Genomic DNA, 16,761 nt, shown 5'->3' on the forward strand with positions numbered 1-16,761 from the left:
CCCTGGACTGCGCCCGCCGGGTCCGCAAGGCGGGCGCCCACGTCCTGCGCGGCGGCGCCTACAAACCCCGAACCTCGCCCTACAGCTTCCAGGGCCTGGGGCCCAAGGGACTGGAGATCCTCGCCCAGGCGCGGAAAGAGACCGGCCTTCCCGTCATCACCGAAGTCATGGCCGTCGAGGACGTCGCGCGCGTCGCCGAGGTGGCCGACATCCTCCAGATCGGCGCCCGGAACATGCAGAACTTCAATCTGCTGGACGCCGTGGGGCGCCAGGAAAAGCCCGTGCTCCTCAAGCGGGGCCTCTCCTCCACGATCGAGGAGTGGCTCCTGTGCGCCGAATACATCCTCTCCCGAGGGAACCCGAACGTGATCCTCTGCGAGCGCGGCATCCGGACGTTCGAGAAGGCCACGCGCAACACGCTCGACATCGGCGCGGTGCCCGTGATCCGCAGCCTCTCGCACCTGCCGATCATCATCGATCCCTCGCACGCGACGGGGATCCGCGAGTTCGTGCCGCCCCTGGCCAAGGCGGCCGTGGCGGCGGGCGCCGACGGCGTCCTCATCGAGGTCCATCCCCATCCCGAGAAGGCGCTTTGCGACGGCCCTCAGAGCCTGACGCCGGAGATGTTCGAAAAGCTCGTGGCGGAGCTGCGGCCGCTGGCGCGCGTGGTGGGACTCGAGATTCAGAAGAACTGACCGGAGCGTCCGCGCGCCGCATGAGAACGCCAACGGTCGCCGTCGTCGGCCTGGGCCAGATCGGGGGATCGCTCGCCGGAGCGCTCACCCGCGGTCGTCTGGCGCGCGTGGTGGGGGTAACCCGGAGCGCGGAGACGGCCCGTCGCGCGCGCCGCCGGGGCTGGGTGGCCGAAGCGGGCACCGATCTGGCGGCGGTCTCCTCGGCGGACGTCGTGGTCCTGGCCACCCCGGTGCGGACGCTTCTGGCGCAGATCCCGCAGGTGGCCTCGCTCGTCCGCCCGGGCGCCCTCCTGACGGACGTCGGAAGCACCAAGGCGGCGATCGTGGGGGCGCTGGCGCGCCACGCGCGGCGGGGTCCCGCCGTGGGCGGTCATCCCATGGCCGGCAACGAGCGGGCGGGCCTCGACGGCGCGGACCCGGAGCTCTTCCGAAACCGGCCGTGGATCCTAGTGCCCGCCTCGCCGGGGGCGCGCCGCTCCGCCGGGCTTCTGGAACGCCTGGTGCGCGACGTGGGGGCGCGGCCGATCTGGATGGAGGATCCCCGGGAGCACGATCTGGCGGTGGCCCGGGTGAGCCACGTGCCTCACCTGATCGCCTACGCGCTGGCCGAGGAGCCCGACGGAGCGGTGCGGGTGGCGGGCAACTCGTATCGGGACGCGACGCGCGTGGCCCTGGCGGACGTGGAGATGTGCCTGGATTTCCTGCTGACCAACCGCGCCTCCGTCGGCCGGGCGGCCCGCGAGTTCGGGCGGAGACTGGCGGAGCTGGCACGGCTCGTCGAACGCGGAGACGAGGAGGCGCTCCGAAAGCGCCTTCACCGCGCGCGGGAGCGCCGCCAAAGCCTCAAATTCTAGAATCCCCCCCGGGCTTCTGGTATCCTCGCCCCTCAACCTATGCCCCCGTTCCGGATCCTCTGGGCCGCCGCCGGGGCGCTGGCCGGGGTGCTTCTGGCCGGGAGCCGTGCCGAGGGAGTCCTCCCGGGCGCGCCTTCCGCCCAGGATCCCCCTCCCTGGGAGGGAAAAGAAATCTCCGGCGTCAACGCCGCCGGCCAGGTCCGCGAACATAAGTCCCACATCGAAAACCTCAGCGGCTTGCGCCGCGGCCAGCGCATCACCCGCGCCGCCGTGGACCGCGCCTACAAGGCCCTCTGGGAAACCCAGCGCTTCGAAAGCGTCGATATCCGGATCCTCCCCGACCCGGCCGACCCCGCCGCCAAGGTCCTCGTCACGATCTTCGTCCGCGAATACCCCCTCGTCGAAGCCGTCGAGTTCCGCGGCCTCACGGTCCTCCCCGTCAACCAGGTCCGGCCCAACCTCCGCGTCGGCGCCGGCGACCCCCTCAACCCCGCCTACCTCCAGCAGGACCGCGCCTACATCCGCGAACAGTACCTCCAGAAGGGATATCACTTCTCCAGCGTCGAGGACTCCACCCGCCCCGGCCCCGGCGGCGGCGTGATTCTCACCTGGACGATCCTCGAGGGCCCCCTCGTCAGCGTGGACGAAATCCGCTTCACCGGCGTCACCGTGGACGAAAGCGAACTCCGGCGCTTCATGCTCACCAAGGAAAGCGGCCGCCTCCTGGGAATCATCCCGACCGGAAAGGAGCCCTTCGTCGAACGCCACCTCCGCGAGGACATCGAACGCATCAAGCTCTACTACCGGCTCGAAGGGTGGCTGGACATCCACCACGGCGAGCGCGTCTTCGTCCAGGACCTCGTCTTCAGCGACGACAAGACCCACGTGTCGATCACCCTCCACGTGGACGAAGGCCCCCGCTACCGCATCCGCGACGTCCGCGTCGAGTTCGACCCCGCCGCCCGCCGCGTTTTTTCCGAGGAGGAAATCAAGAGCTGGCTCCTCTCCAAGCCCGGCGAACCGTATACCGAGCGCAACGCCGAACGCGACGTCGCCCGCATCCGCGAACGCTACGGGGAACGCGCCTACATCCTGGCCGAAATCAACTCGACCACCCTGGTGTCCAAGGACGCCCCCGAACTCGATCTGGTCTTCTCGATCAAGGAGAACGAGAAGATCTTCGTCGGCCGCCTCATCATCGAGGGCAACACCAAGACCCGCGAGGACGTCATCCGCCGGGAATTCACCCGCACCGGGTTCGTCCCCGGCGAGGAATTCAACAGCCGCAACCTGACGCTGGCCGCGCGCAGACTGCAGGACCGCGGATGGGTGGAGCCCGGCGGCGTCGCCACCCGCACCCAGGAAGGCGAAACGCCCCAGGAACGCGACGTCATCGTGGACATCCGCGAGGGCCAGACCGGCACCCTCCGCTTCGCCGCCGGCTACAGCTCCAGCTTCGGCATCCTCGGAATCCTCGAATTCACCCAGCGGAACTTCGACCTTTCGGATCTTCCGACCTCCTTCGAGGACCTCTTCGCCGGCACCGGTTTCGCCGGAGGCGGCCAGTTCCTGCGCATCCGCCTGGCCCCCGCCGCCCGGCGCCAGACTTACACCGTGGACTTCAAGGAACCCTACGTCTTCGGTTACGATTTCGGCATGGGCGTCCGCGGCTACGCCACCAACACTCTTCGCGAGTCCTACGACGACCGCCGGCTCGGCGCCCAGCTCGTCTTCGACAAGCGCTACGATCCCCTGGCGCTCCAGCTGGCCCTGAACGGGTACCGCGTGAATGTGGACAACATCGAACCGGACGCCCCCCTCGCCGTCCGCGAGCTGGAGGGCGAAAACACCGTCTTCTCCATCACCCCCGCCCTCATCTGGGACACCCGCGACAGCTTCGTCTTCCCCACCGAGGGCCTCCGCGCCCTGGTGAGCTGGGAATACGCCGGCCAGATCCTCCCCGGCGACTTCGACTTCAACAAGTTCCTCTTCGAAACCGAGGGACACATGACCCTCTTCGAAACCGAAAGCCGCCTCAAGCACGTGGGCAGCTTCCAGTTCACCTTCGGATGGGTCCACGGCGCCCGGGGGCAGGAGTCCGTCCCCCTCATCGAACGGTTCTACGCCGGCGGCCGGGACTCGATCCGCGGCTTCGACTTCCGCGGCATGGGCCCCCACGAGGCCGGCGATCCCGTCGGCGGCGAGGCGTACGTCCTTTTCACCCTCGAGTATTCGTATCCCCTCTTCGTCGAATTCCTCCGCGGCGCCTTCTTCTGGGACCTGGCCAACCTCACCTCCGAAATCGAAGGCCTGGCCCACGACCGGTGGCGCAACACCGTGGGGTTCGGCATCCGGTTCCTCATCCCCCAGCTCGGCAACGTTCCCGTCAAGCTCGACTTCGGCTTCCCCCTCACCCGGGAGGACGAGGACGAACGCCAGACGGTGACTTTCGACATCGGAGCCCTCTTCTAAAGGAGTCCGCCATGCGGAAGTTCGCCATCCCCGCGGCCGCCCTGGCGGCGGCCCTGGCCGTCCTGGCCGCGGCCGGGCCCGCCCAGAACTCGTTCAAGCTGGGCGTGGTCAACCTCAAGACGTGCTTCGAAAAGGATAAGTACGAGCGCATCAAGGACGTGGACGCGGACCTCCAGCGCATGGCCGACGACTACGCCAAGCGCCTCAAGGACATCGAAAAGAAAATGCTCGAACTGCGCGACCAGATCGAGGCCCTTCCCCGCGAGAGCGGCCTGCGCGCCCAGAAGCTCCTGGACCTGCGGCGCCTCGAAACCGACCTCAAGTTCGAAAAGGAGTACGGCCGCGCCAAGTACCTCGACTACTACAGCGACCGCAAGATGGAGATCTACAACGACATCCGCAAGGTGATCTCCATGATCGGCCAGGAACAGAAGTTCGACCTCATCCTGCGCGTGGAGCAGCCCCTCCTCGAGGAACAGGACCCCGAGACCGTCAGCCAGCGGATCAACAACCGCGTGGTCCTCTTCCACCACGACGCCGTCGACATCACCCCCCAGGTCCTCAAGCGCCTCAACGAGGAGTGGGCCAAGCTGAAGGCCGCCAACCCCGTCCCCCCCGGCGGCGAATGGGAATGCAAGTTCTGCGGCCAGAAGAACCGCAGCGAAACCTGCACGAAGACCCTGGGCTGCAAGGGCACGCGGCCGAAGTGATCCCCTCATGGAGTGGACCCTGAAGGAACTGGCGGAGTACGTGGGCGGCACGGTCGCCGGCGACGGCGCCGTCCGCATCCGCGGCGTCGGCGGCCTGCGCGAGGCCGGCGAGGGAGACATTACCTTCCTGGCCAACCCCAAGTACGAGCCCCTCCTGGCGTCCACCCGCGCCAGCGCCGTCATCGTCGCCCCGGGCGTCCGGGCCCCCATCCCCGCCCTCGTGGCCGCCAATCCCGATCTGGCCTTCGCCCGCGTGGCCGAACGCTTCAACGGAACGCCGCCCCGGCCCGCCCCCGGCGTCCATCCCTCCGCCGTCGTCGCCCCGGACGCCCGCCTCGGACGTGACGTTGCCGTGGGCGCCGGCGCCGTCGTCGAATCCGGCGCCTCGATCGGCGACCGCACCGTCCTTTACCCCCAGGTCTACGTGGGCCACGGCGCCGCGATCGGCCCCGACGGCGTCCTCTACCCCCAGGTCGTTGTGCGCGAAAGATGCGTCCTCGGCGCCCGCGTCATCCTCCACAGCGGCGCCGTCATCGGGGCCGACGGGTTCGGCTACGCCACCGAAGGAGGCGTCCACCACAAGATCCCCCAGGTCGGCATCGTCGTCGTCGAGGATGACGTCGAGATCGGCGCCAACGTCACCGTGGACCGCGCCCGCTTCGGCCGCACCGTGATCGGCCGCGGGACCAAGATCGACAACCTCGTGCAGATCGGTCACAACGTGCAGATCGGGGAACATTGCCTGATCGTGGCTCAGGCGGGCATCTCGGGCAGCACGCGCCTGGGACGGGGCGTCGTCCTCGGCGGCCAGGCGGGTCTGGCCGGACACCTCGAGGTGGGCGACGGCGCGGCCGTCACCGCGCAGGCCGGCGTCTCCAAGAACGTCCCCCCCGGGGCCGTCGTCTCGGGGGAACACGCCGTGGACATGCGCCTCCACCTCCGGCAGATGGCGGCTCTGGCCAGGCTCCCGGAAGCCCTCGCCGAGATCAAGCGCCTGCGCCGCGAAGTGGAGGACCTCCGCCGAAAGCTCGAGGCCGGAAGCGAACCGACGTCTTTATGAAGAAGAACCAGCGCACGCTCGCCAAGCCCGTGGAGTTCGAAGGGGTCGGCCTCTTCGGAGGCTGCCGCGCCCGGATCCGCGTGAACCCGGCGCCTCCCAATTCCGGCATCGCGTTCGTCCGCGTGGACCTGCCCGGCCGGCCGCGCCTCCCCGTCACCCCGGATACGGTCGCCAGCAAGTTCCGGCGCAGCGCCGTCTCCGGGGAGAACGCCGAAGTGGAGACGATCGAACATCTCCTGTCCGCCGCGGGAGGGCTGGAACTCGACAACCTGGAGATCGAAATCGACGCCCCCGAGGTCCCCAACGCGGACGGCTCCAGCGCCCCTTTCGTGGAACTCTTCCGCCAGGCCGGAATCGTCGAACAGCCGGAGCCGCGCAAGGTCCACGTCGTCCGGGAACCGATCGCCGTCAGCGACAACGACGCCTCCATCGTCGCCCTTCCCGGAGAAAACGGACTCTCCGTCTCCTACACGCTGAATTACCCGGGCACGGCCATCGGACAGCAGCACTTCACCCTCGACGTCACCGACGAGTCCTACGCCCGCCTGATCGCCCCCGCCCGCACGTTCTGCCTGCAGAGCGAAGCGGAGGCGCTCATCCAGCAGGGGCTCGGCAAAGGCGCCAGCTACCAGAACACGGTGGTCCTGGGACCCGACGGGCCGATCCAGAACACGCTGCGCTTCCCCGACGAGCCCGTGCGGCACAAGATCCTGGATCTCCTGGGAGACCTGACGACCCTGGGCGCGGGACTGCGCGCCCACGTCGTGGCCGTGAAATCCGGCCATACCACCAACATCAAGCTCGTCAAGAAGATCGCCGCCGCGTTCGAGGAAGGCGGAGAACAGGCCCCCCGCCGCGCCGCGGCGACCCTCCTGGACGTGCGCGAGATCGCCAAGATCCTCCCCCACCGCTACCCCTTCCTCCTCATCGACAAGGTGATCGAGCTCGAGGGGTACCGGCGCGCCGTCGGCATCAAGAACGTGACCTACAACGAGCCCTTCTTCCAGGGCCATTTCCCCGACCAGCCCATCATGCCCGGCGTCCTCCAGATCGAAGCCATGGCCCAGCTCGCCGGCGCCCTCCTCATGCGCAAGAGCGAAAACCAGGCCAAGGTCGCCGTCCTTCTCTCCCTGGACGGCGTCAAGCTCCGTAAGAGCGTCGTCCCCGGCGATCAGCTGCGCATCGAGGTCGAAACCCTCAAGGTCAAGGCCCGCACGGGAGAGGTCTACGCCCGCGCCACGGTGGACGGCCAGCTCGTGGCCGAGGCGAACATGAAGTTCATGCTCATGGACAATCCCTGATGCCGATCCACCCCACCGCCGTCGTCGAGTCCGGAGCCCGCGTCCACGCCACCGCGGACATCGGACCCTTCTGCGTCCTCGGCCCCAAGGTCACGATCGGCCCCGGGACCAAGCTCCTCCACTCCGTCACCGTCGTCGGCCGCACCACGATCGGCGCCCGCAACGTCATCCACCCCTATGCCGTCCTGGGCGGCGACCCCCAGGATCTCAAGTTCCGCGGCGAGGACTCCGTCACGATCATCGGCGACGAAAACGTGATCCGCGAAGGGGTCACGATCAACAAGGGCACCCTCGGCGGGGGCAGCGAGACGATCGTGGGCAACCGCAACTACCTCATGGCCAACTGCCACGTGGCCCACGACACGATCATCGAAGACAACTGCATCCTGGCCAACGGGAGCCTCCTGGCCGGACACATCCGCGTCGAATCCCATGCCATCATCAGCGGCTGGGTGGCCGTGCACCACTTCGTGACGATCGGCCAGCACGCCTTCATCGGAGGCTGCTCCCGCATCAACCAGGACGCGCCGCCCTACATGATCACCCAGGGATTCGCCGGCGAGGTGCGCGGCGTCAACAGCGTGGGCCTGCGCCGCCGCGGCTTCCGCCCCGACGTCATCAACGCCCTGCGGGAAGCCCATCGCCTCGTCTGGCGCTCCGGGCTTCCCAAGCCGGACGCCCTCGGCGAACTGGAGCGGCGCAGCGGGCAGATCCCCGAGATCCGCATCCTCATCGAGTTCCTGCGCGCCTCGGACCGCGGCCGCATGGGCCGCGCCCGGGAGCTGCGCACCACGGCCACCGCGATCGAACCCGAAGCGGATCTCCTGGAGTGACCCCATGGCCCGCATCCATCCGACCGCGATCGTGGACCCCGCCGCCGAGCTCGCCGACGACGTCGAGGTGGGTCCCTTCTCGATCATCTCCGGCCCCGTCCGCCTCGGCCCCGGCTGCATCCTGGGCCCCCGCGTCATGCTCCGCGGCCCCCTGACCGCCGGGCCCCGGAACGTCTTCCACGCCAACGCCTCGATCGGCGGAGATCCCCAGGACCTCCAGCCGCCCGCCCCCGACGGGCGCGTCGAGATCGGGGAAGGCAACCTCTTCCGCGAATCCGTCACCGTCCACCGCCCCAAGCGCCCCGGCGGGGTCACCCGCATCGGCGACCGCAACCGCTTCCATGTCGCCTCCCACGTGGGACACGACTCCGTCGTGGGAAACGACGTCCTCCTGTGCAGCTTCGCGGTCCTGGGCGGCCACACGGTCGTCGAGGACCACGCCTGGATCGAAGGCCTCGGGGGCACCCATCAGTTCGTCACGGTCGGCCGCTGGAGCTGGTCCCGCAGCCACATCCCCATCACCGAGGACGTGCCCCCCTACATGTGGGTGGACGGCAACCATTTCGAGGTCCGCGGGGTCAACCCCCGATGCCGCACGGAAGCCCTCGAGCGCGCCTTCGAGGCGATCTGGCGCTCGGGCCTGCCGCGCCCCGAGGCGCTCGCCCGGCTGGAGGACGAGCCCTCCGAAGAGGTTCGAACCCTCGTGGCGTTCCTGCGTCGCAGCGCCGCCGGCCGGCTCGGCCGGGCCGAGGAGGCCCGCCGTGGGTGACGTCCGCGTCGGCGTGGTCGGCGTCGGACACCTGGGCCGCCAGCACGCCCGCATCTGGAAGGAGCTCGGCGTCCTGGCCGCCGTGTGCGACGCCCTTCCGGATCGCGCGGCCGAAACCGGCGCCGCCTTCGGCGTCCCCGCCTTCACCGACTTCCGGGACCTCCTCGGACGCGTGGACGCCGTCAGCGTCGCCGTCCCCACCGCCGATCACCACGCCGTGGCCCGCGCGTTCCTCGAGCGCGGCGTCCCCGCCCTCGTCGAAAAACCCCTGGCCAAGACCGTCGAACAGGCCGAGGACCTCTGCCGCCTGGCCCGCGCCCGCGGCGCCGCGCTCCAGGTGGGCCACGTCGAGCGCTTCAACCCCGCCGTGACCGCCGTCCTCGACGTCGTCCGCAAGCCGCGCTTTATCGAGGCCCACCGGCTCTCCCCCTTCCGCTTCCGGTCCCCCGACATCGACGTGGTCCTCGACCTCATGATCCACGACCTCGACATCGTGCTCCACCTCGTCCCCAGCCCGCTCGTCCGCGTGGATGCCGTGGGGACCTCGCTCCTTTTCGGCAAGGAGGACATCGCCAACGCGCGCCTGGAATTCGAGAACGGATGCGTCGCCAACCTCACCGCCAGCCGCATCTCCGACAAGACCCTGCGCAAGATCCGCGTCTTCTCGGAGGACGCCTACGTGACCGTCGATACGCTCGCCAAGGAGGCGTGGATCTACCGCACCACGCCGCAGCTGGCGGAAGCCCTCGCGCGCCTGCCCCGGGACCGCGAGCTGACCCTGGCGGACCTGGCCCAGATTCCCAGGGAGTTCTATTCCATCCAGGAGGTGCCGCTTCCGGACGAGGAGCCCCTGGCGCGGGAGCTCCGGAGCTTCCTCGAGTGCGTCCGCGAGGGCCGCGAGCCGGTCGTTCCGGGAGAGCACGGCGTGCGCGCCATGCGCGCCGCGGAGACGGTGCTGGCCGAGATGCGCGCCCACCGCTGGACGTGAGCGGCCCGCGAGATGACCACGATCCTCATCGTCGCCGGGGAAACCTCGGGGGACCTGCACGGCGCCAACCTCGCGCGGGCGCTCCGGACGCTCGACCCCTCCGTGCGGCTGGCGGGCGCGGGAGGCGCCTACCTCCGGGCGGCGGGCGTCGAGACCCTCGCCGACCCCACGGACCACGCCTCCGTGGGCATCGTCGAGGCGTTCCGCAACTTCCACCGCTACGCGCAGCTCTACCGGAAGCTTCAGAGCGCGCTGCGCGCCCTTCGGCCGGACGCCGCGGTCCTCATCGACTCGCCCGATTTCAACCTGCGCTTCGCCGCCCGGGCGGCCGACCACGGCGTTCCCGTGGTCTACTACGTAAGCCCCCAGATCTGGGCCTGGCGCCCGGGCCGCATCCGCGTCATCCGGCGCCTCGTGCGCAAGATGCTCGTCATCCTCGACTTCGAGGAACGCCTCTACCGCGACGCCGGGGTGGACGTGACGTTCGTGGGGCATCCGCTGCTGGACGCGGCGCGGCCCGTGGACCGCGAGGCCGTGCGGCGCGAATTCGGAGGCGATCCCCTGATCGGCCTCCTGCCGGGAAGCCGCGCCTCACAGTTCGCGGCGCTCTTTCCGATCCTGCGGCGCGCGGCGGAGCTCATCGCCCGCGACGTGCCCGGGGCGCGTTTCGTCGTCGCCTGCGCGCCGGCGATCGATCCCCGCCGGGCCGAGGGGGCCGGCTTCGCCGTCGTCCACAACCGCACCCCCGAGGTCATGGCCGCGAGCGACCTTCTCCTGACCGCGTCGGGAACGGCGACCCTGGAAGCGGCGATCTACGGCACTCCCATGATCGTGACCTACCGCCTGAATCCGCTGACGGCGCTCACGCTCGGGCCCCTCATCCGCGTGAAACACTACGCCCTCGTCAACATCGTCGCGGGCCGGGAGATCATGCCGGAGTACTATCAGTTCCGCGCCCGCCCGGAGCTCATCGCGCGCGAGGCGGTCGCGATCCTCAGGGAAGGCCGGCTCCCCGGCATGCGCCGCGCGCTCGAGGAGGTCCGCCGCCGCCTGGGAGAGCCGGGCGCTTCCCTGCGCGCCGCCCGCGAAGTTCTGGCCGTGGCCCGCGAGCGGCGGCGGCCGGGATCCCCCCTTTTTCCGGCCCTCCCCGGTATGCTATAGTGGCCTCCTCGATGAGGCACCTCCGGCGCCTGGCCCCCTACCTCCGCCGCCACCGACGCGCGTACGTTGCGGGACTTTTCCTCGTCGTCCTGGCCGCCGCCTGCGGGGTGGCGGCCCCGATCCTCGTGCGCCATGTCGTCGACCGCCTCGGACCGGGCGCCACGCGGGAACTCGTCCTGGGCTTTTCCGGAGCGATCGTTCTCCTGGCCGTCCTGCGCGGAATCTTCATCTTTTCCAGCCGGTATCTGATCCTGGCCGCCTCCCGCCGGGTCGAGTACGAACTCCGCAACGATCTGTTCGCTCACCTCGAAACGCTTTCCGCCCGCTACTTCGACCTGCATCCGTCCGGGGACCTCTCCTCCCGCATCATCAACGACCTCGACGGCGTCCGGATGATGATCGGCATCGGCATCATGTCCCTGGCTTCCACGGGGCTCTTCTTCGCGGGGGCGCTGGCGGCCATGTTCTCGCTCCACGCGCCTCTGGCGGCGCTGTGCCTCCTGCCCCTGGCCGGCGTGAGCGCCGTCATGGCCTGGACCGGAACCCGGATGCACGCGCTCTCCCTCGACGTCCAGTCCCAGCTCGGATCCCTGGCCGGCCGCGCCCAGGAGAACTTCGCGGGGGCCCGCGTGGTCCGCGCCTTCGCGCGGGAGGAGCACGAGATCGAACGCTTCCGCGAGGCCTCCGACGAATACCGCCGGCGCCAGCTCCGCCTGGCCCGCTGGAGGGCCGGGCAATGGGCGGCGATTCTGGTCCTGGCCGAGGCGGCCCTGGTCGTCACGCTCCTGGTCGGGGGACGCGCGCTCCTGGGCGGCGCGATCACCCTCGGCGTGCTGACCGCCTTCGTCGCCCTCCAGTTTCAGCTCCTGTGGCCCATGATCGCCCTGGGATGGGTCCTCTCGATCGTCCACCGGGGAGCCGCGTGCCTCGGACGCCTGGCCGAGATCTTCGACGCGCGCCCGGACGTGGACGACGCCCGGGCGCGCCCCCTCGAGCGCCCGATCGAGGGACGCATCGAGGCCCGAGGACTCACCTTCGCCTACGCCCCCGACCGGCCGCCCGCCCTGCGGGACCTGACGCTCCGGATCGAACCCGGCTGGAAGGTCGCCCTCGTGGGCCGCACCGGCGCGGGCAAGACGACCTTCGTCCAGCTCCTCCTGCGGCATTATCCCGTCCCCCCGGGAACGCTTTTTGTCGACGGCCGCGACATCGTCGAAATCCCCCGCGCCGAGCTGCGCCGCGCCGTCGGGGCCGTCCCTCAGGATCTTTTTCTCTTCTCCGACCGCCTCCGCGCCAACATCGCCTTCGGAGGCGTGGACGGCGTTCCGGACGGGGCCGTCGAACGCGCGGCGGATCTGTCGCTTCTTTCGGCCGACCTCGAGCAGTTTCCCGACCGCCTCGACCAGATGATCGGCGAGCGCGGCGTGACCCTTTCCGGCGGCCAGAAGCAGCGCGCCGCCCTCGCGCGGGCGATCGTCCGCGAGCCGCGGATCCTCATCCTGGACGACGCGTTCTCCAGCGTGGACTCCCACACGGAGCGGGAAATCCGCGGGCGCCTGAGGGACTTCCTGCGCGGCCGCACCGCGATCATCATCACCCACCGGCTCTCCGCCGTGACCGACGCGGACCGCATCTTCGTCCTCGACGAAGGCCGGATCGTCGAGGAAGGCCGGCACGACGAGCTTCTGGCCCGGGGAGGGGTCTACGCCGAACTCTGGGAAGCCCAGCGGCTGGAGGAGGAGCTCTCGGAAGCGCCCTGACCGTGCACGAATACGCCGACGACGATTTCCTGGCGAAGGATTACGACCCGCGCCTGATGCGGCGCTTCCTGGGGTACGTGCGCCCCTATGCGCCGCTCGTGGCCGTCACCTTCGTCTTCCTGGCCGTCCGCATCGCGGCGGATCTGGCCGGGCCCCTCCTCTTCAAGCGCGCCGTGGACGGTCCCCTCCTTCAGGGAGACTACGCGGGTCTGGCGGCCTACGGGGCGCTCCTCGGGGCCGCGGCGCTGGCCACCGGCCTCTTCGAGTTCCTCTATTCGTGGGTCACCAACCTCGTCGGCCAGAACGTGCTTTTCGACCTCCGAATGGAGCTTTACGGCCACCTCCAGAAGCTCTCGCCCGCCTTCTTCGACCGCACGTCCGTGGGACGGCTGGTCGTCCGCGTCACCCAGGACGTCGAAAACCTCAACGAGCTTTTCACGTCGGGCCTCGTGGAGTTCGCGGCGGACGTCCTGATGCTGGGCGGCGTCGTCGTCATGATGTTCGTGGTCGACGCGCGCCTGGCGCTCGTGACGCTGGCGGTCGCGCCGGTCGTGCTGGCGGCGACCCTTCTTTTCCGCCGCGCCGCCCGGGAGCGCTACCGCGAGATGCGCCGGCGCATCGCCCTCCTCAACGGGACCCTCAACGAAAACCTGGGCGGCATGCGCACCATCCAGACCTTCGGGCGCGAAACCACGTGCCTGGAGCGTTTCCGCGCCATCAACGGCGAGTATCGCGACAGCGCCATCGGCGCCGTCTTCGCCTATTCGCTCTTTTACCCGGGCATCGAAGTCCTCTCGGCGGCGGGCCTGGCGGTCGTCGTGGCCTACGGAGGTCTCAGCATCCTCGACGGAACCCTCACCTACGGTACCCTCGTGGCGTTCCTCTATCTCGTCCACAAGTTCTTCCTGCCGGTGCGCGAGCTGGCGGAGAAGTACAACATCCTTCAGTCCGCCATGGCCTCCAGCGAGCGGATCTTCCAGATTCTGGACACGCCGCCCCAGGCGGCCGACCGGCCCGGGGCCCGCCCGGCCCCTCCTTTGCGGGGGCTCATCGAGTTCGACCGCGTCTCCTTCAGCTACGACGGCCGCACGCCGGTTCTGCGGGAGGTCTCGTTCCGCGTCGAACCCGGGGAGACCCTGGCGATCGTGGGCCTCACCGGCGCCGGGAAAACCACGATCCTGAACCTTCTCCTGCGGTTCTACGAGCCGGCCTCCGGAGCGATCCGCGTGGACGGACACGACGTGCGCGAGCTCCAGGCCAGGTCCCTGCGCCGGCAGATGGGGCTGGTGCTTCAGGACGTCTTCCTCTTCGCCGGTACCGTGGAGGACAACCTCCGACTGGGAGACCCTTCGATTTCGCGCGCGCGGATCGAGGAGGCCGCAAGGGCCGTTCATGCGGACCGGCTCATCCGCCGCCTGCCCCGGGGTTACGAGACGCCGGTCCTCGAGCGCGGGGCGGCGCTTTCGGTCGGCGAGCGGCAGCTCCTTTCCTTCGCCCGGGCGCTCGCCTTCGACCCCCGCATCCTCATCCTCGACGAGGCGACGTCGAGCGTGGACGCCGAAACCGAGCAGCTCGTCCAGGAGGGCCTCCTCCGGCTCCTCGAAGGCCGCACCTCGATCGTCATCGCGCACCGGCTCTCGACGATCCAGCACGCCGACCGGATTCTCGTGCTCCATCGCGGGCAGGTCCGGGAGGAGGGAACCCACGCGGAGCTGCTGCGCCGCGACGGGCTCTACCGCAAGCTCTACCGCCTCCAACACGGGGCGGCGCGGAAGGAACCGGAGGACGGCCTCGGGGGCGTCCGACCGGCGGTGGAGGTGCCGTGATCCTGCAGCGCTACGTCCTGCGGGAGCTCGTCGTGAGCTTCGTCTTCGCGGCCCTGGCCGTCATGGCGGTGTGCCTTCTCGGGACCATGTTCCAGATCTTCCGCGCCTTCGAGGGGCTGGGACTCGACCTCCTCGTGCGGATCGCGCCGGTGGCGGCCGGCTACGTGGCCCCGTGGGCGCTTCTGGTGGCGTCCTGCACCGCCGCGACGCTGGTCTACGGCCGGATGGCGGCCGACAACGAGGTGGACGCCATGCGCCTGAGCGGCGTTCACACGGCGCGGATCCTGAGTCCGGCGATCTTCTTCGGGCTGCTGCTCTGCGGCCTGTCGTGGGCCGTCCACGAGCACGCCGCCCCGGCGGCCCATTACGCCCGCCGCAAGATGATCCGGGAATCGGTCCTGACCCTGCTCAAGCTCCCTCCCCCGGGACCCCAGCGATTCTCGATCGGCCCCTACAAGCTGAGCTACGCGGACTACCGTGAAGGCCGCATGGAGCGGCCGGCGCTCGTCAAGTATACTCGCGACCGGATGGAGGTCGAATATTACGCCATGCACGGCCGTGTGCAGATCTCCGAGGGCCGCCCTCCGCGCCTGATCCTCTCGCGTCCCACGGCGCGCCACTACGACGCCCAGGGCAACGTGGCTCAGATGACCGCTGACAGCGACGTGCCCGTGGACCTGGAGATCGCCGAAATCTACGAAACCGACAAGAAACCCGACGACATGACGCGCGCGGAGCTGTGGGAGGCCTGGGGCCGGGCGCCCGACGCGCGCAAGCGGCGGGCCGTCCTCCTGACGCTCCACAGCCGCACGGCCCAGTCGGCCGCGCCGATGCTGCTCGTGCTCGTCGCGGTCCCCATCGGAATCCTCGTCAAACGGGGCTCCCGCCTGGCGGGGCTCGGTGCGGCTCTGCCTCCGCTCATTCTCTATTTCGTCGCCTTCTTCGTCTTCCAGGGCGTCGGCGACCAGGGCCGGATTCCCCCCGCCGCCGCGGCGTGGGCCCCGAACGGAATCCTCCTCGTCGTCGCGCTCGCCCTCCTGGCGGGGGTGTTCCGCAAATGATCCGCCTTCTGGACCGGTACGTCCTGAGCCTCTTCGCTTCCGCCTTCGTCGTCTTCTTCACGGCGCTGACGGCCCTCTTCGTGACGGTGGACTTCGCCTCGAAACTCGGTTCCTTTCTGGAGCTCCGCGGCGTCTCCGTGCCGCTCTTCATCGGCCGCTATTACCTGTGCCGCCTCCCGATGTTTCTGACCTATCTCCTGCCGGCGGTCGTCCTCTTCGCGGCGATGTTCACGGTGGTCAAGCTGGCGCGGACGAACGAGATCCTCCCCGTGGCCGCCAGCGGAACGAGCCTCCGGCGGCTGAGCGCCCCGTTTTTGGCCGCCGCCCTCCTGACGGGCGCCGCCGTCGCCGCGCTCGAAGAATACGCCCTCCCCGGCCTGCGCGACGAAATCGTCGAGACCGACGAGGTGCGCGCCACCCGGGCGGTGAGCTGGGGCGTGGAGGACTACGACGGGTGGACGCGCCTCTGGGGCCACCAGTACGACCACGTCCGGCGGGAGATCCGGCAGGTCCAGATCACCCGCCTCGACGAGGCGGCGCGGCCGGTGGAAATCGTCACCGCCAAGCTGTGCCGCTGGGATCCGGGACGCAAGCGGTGGATGGCCTTCGAGGGCGAGATCGAGTACCCGGGCGAGTTCGAGACGCCTCCGGGCGGCCGGGCGCGGCCGCGGCGCGCCCCCCTGGGCCCCGAGGGATACGAAGTGCCGGCCCCCTTCACGCCGGAGACCCTCCGGCGCAGCGCGTCCTTCCTCAACCGGCTTCCCTTCGCGCCGCTCGGGCAGCTTCTGGAGGAGGCCCGCCGGTATCCGCACGTCCCTTCCTGCGGCGTGAAGGTCCACATGCGGCTGACGTTCCCGCTCTCGCCGATCCTCCTGCTCCTGCTGGGGCTCCCGGCCGTCGTCCGGGCCCATTCCAAGAGCTTCCTGAACGGGCTTTTCTTCTGCTTCGCGCTGGCGATGGGGTACTACCTGGCGTACTTCGCCTGCCTGGACATGGGCAACCGCGGCAAGCTCCCTCCCGCCGCGGCAGCCTGGGGACCCACGGCCGTGTTCGGCCTGGGAGGACTGGCGTCCTTCGTGCGCATGCGGACGTAAGCGGCCCCCGGAACATTCCGGAGCCGACGGGCTCCGGATATAATGAAGGCGATCGAAGGAGAACCCCCACGAAGTACGCCGCTTACGGCTGCGTCCTGGCCGCCGCGCTCGCCTGGGGGCCCCCCCCGGCCTCGGCCGGCTCGAAGCCCCTCCAGGAACCGCCGGCCCCCCCCGCCG

At 69.8% G+C, this 16,761-nt stretch carries 14 protein-coding genes; all 14 read left to right on the top strand.

Features of this window, described 5'->3' with window-relative positions; translation table 11 throughout:
- Positions 1-695, top strand: a 695-nt coding sequence (gene aroF / locus VNO22_05980; GenBank protein HXG60898.1) for a 3-deoxy-7-phosphoheptulonate synthase, incomplete at its 5' end; no start/stop codon positions are given.
- A 20-nt stretch (positions 696-715) separates the two neighbouring features.
- Positions 716-1,549: a prephenate dehydrogenase gene (locus VNO22_05985; protein ID HXG60899.1), complete on the top strand. Its 834-nt coding sequence runs from the start codon at positions 716-718 to the stop codon at positions 1,547-1,549.
- A gap of 39 nt (positions 1,550-1,588) precedes the next feature.
- Positions 1,589-4,021 carry an outer membrane protein assembly factor BamA gene (gene bamA, locus VNO22_05990; protein HXG60900.1) on the top strand — a complete coding sequence of 811 codons (2,433 nt, stop codon included), beginning with the start codon at positions 1,589-1,591 and terminating at the stop codon, positions 4,019-4,021.
- Positions 4,022-4,032: 11 nt separating this feature from the next.
- On the top strand, positions 4,033-4,731 hold the full coding sequence (locus VNO22_05995) for an OmpH family outer membrane protein (GenBank protein HXG60901.1): 699 nt from the start codon (positions 4,033-4,035) through the stop codon (positions 4,729-4,731).
- A 7-nt stretch (positions 4,732-4,738) separates the two neighbouring features.
- The gene (gene lpxD, locus VNO22_06000) at positions 4,739-5,791 is read left to right on the top strand and encodes a UDP-3-O-(3-hydroxymyristoyl)glucosamine N-acyltransferase (GenBank protein ID HXG60902.1); all 1,053 of its coding nucleotides are present in this window, start codon (positions 4,739-4,741) and stop codon (positions 5,789-5,791) included.
- Positions 5,788-7,092 carry a UDP-3-O-acyl-N-acetylglucosamine deacetylase gene (gene lpxC, locus VNO22_06005; GenBank protein HXG60903.1) on the top strand — a complete coding sequence of 435 codons (1,305 nt, stop codon included), beginning with the start codon at positions 5,788-5,790 and terminating at the stop codon, positions 7,090-7,092. The genes lpxD and lpxC overlap by 4 nt, the downstream gene beginning before the upstream one ends.
- Positions 7,092-7,925: an acyl-ACP--UDP-N-acetylglucosamine O-acyltransferase gene (gene lpxA / locus VNO22_06010; GenBank protein ID HXG60904.1), complete on the top strand. Its 834-nt coding sequence runs from the start codon at positions 7,092-7,094 to the stop codon at positions 7,923-7,925. The genes lpxC and lpxA overlap by 1 nt, the downstream gene beginning before the upstream one ends.
- Positions 7,926-7,929: 4 nt before the next feature.
- On the top strand, positions 7,930-8,694 hold the full coding sequence (locus VNO22_06015; protein HXG60905.1) for an acyl-ACP--UDP-N-acetylglucosamine O-acyltransferase: 765 nt from the start codon (positions 7,930-7,932) through the stop codon (positions 8,692-8,694).
- Positions 8,687-9,682, top strand: a complete 996-nt coding sequence (locus VNO22_06020; GenBank protein HXG60906.1) for a Gfo/Idh/MocA family oxidoreductase — start codon at positions 8,687-8,689, stop codon at positions 9,680-9,682. The genes VNO22_06015 and VNO22_06020 overlap by 8 nt, the downstream gene beginning before the upstream one ends.
- A 12-nt stretch (positions 9,683-9,694) precedes the next feature.
- Positions 9,695-10,843 (top strand): lipid-A-disaccharide synthase, encoded by a 1,149-nt coding sequence (gene lpxB, locus VNO22_06025; protein ID HXG60907.1) that lies wholly within the window; start codon positions 9,695-9,697, stop codon positions 10,841-10,843.
- Positions 10,844-10,854: 11 nt separating this feature from the next.
- On the top strand, positions 10,855-12,603 hold the full coding sequence (locus VNO22_06030) for an ABC transporter ATP-binding protein (protein HXG60908.1): 1,749 nt from the start codon (positions 10,855-10,857) through the stop codon (positions 12,601-12,603).
- Positions 12,604-12,605: 2 nt separating this feature from the next.
- Positions 12,606-14,429 carry an ABC transporter ATP-binding protein gene (locus VNO22_06035; protein HXG60909.1) on the top strand — a complete coding sequence of 608 codons (1,824 nt, stop codon included), beginning with the start codon at positions 12,606-12,608 and terminating at the stop codon, positions 14,427-14,429.
- A complete protein-coding gene (locus VNO22_06040) occupies positions 14,426-15,490 on the top strand; it encodes an LptF/LptG family permease (GenBank protein HXG60910.1) in 1,065 nt (354 codons plus the stop codon). Before VNO22_06035 ends, VNO22_06040 begins: the two co-directional genes overlap by 4 nt.
- Positions 15,487-16,584: an LptF/LptG family permease gene (locus VNO22_06045; protein HXG60911.1), complete on the top strand. Its 1,098-nt coding sequence runs from the start codon at positions 15,487-15,489 to the stop codon at positions 16,582-16,584. Before VNO22_06040 ends, VNO22_06045 begins: the two co-directional genes overlap by 4 nt.
- The last annotated feature ends 177 nt before the right edge of the window (positions 16,585-16,761 follow it).

It is taken from the genome of Planctomycetota bacterium (genome assembly GCA_035574235.1).
In the GTDB taxonomy this organism is placed as follows: Bacteria; Planctomycetota; MHYJ01; order MHYJ01; family JACPRB01; genus DATLZA01.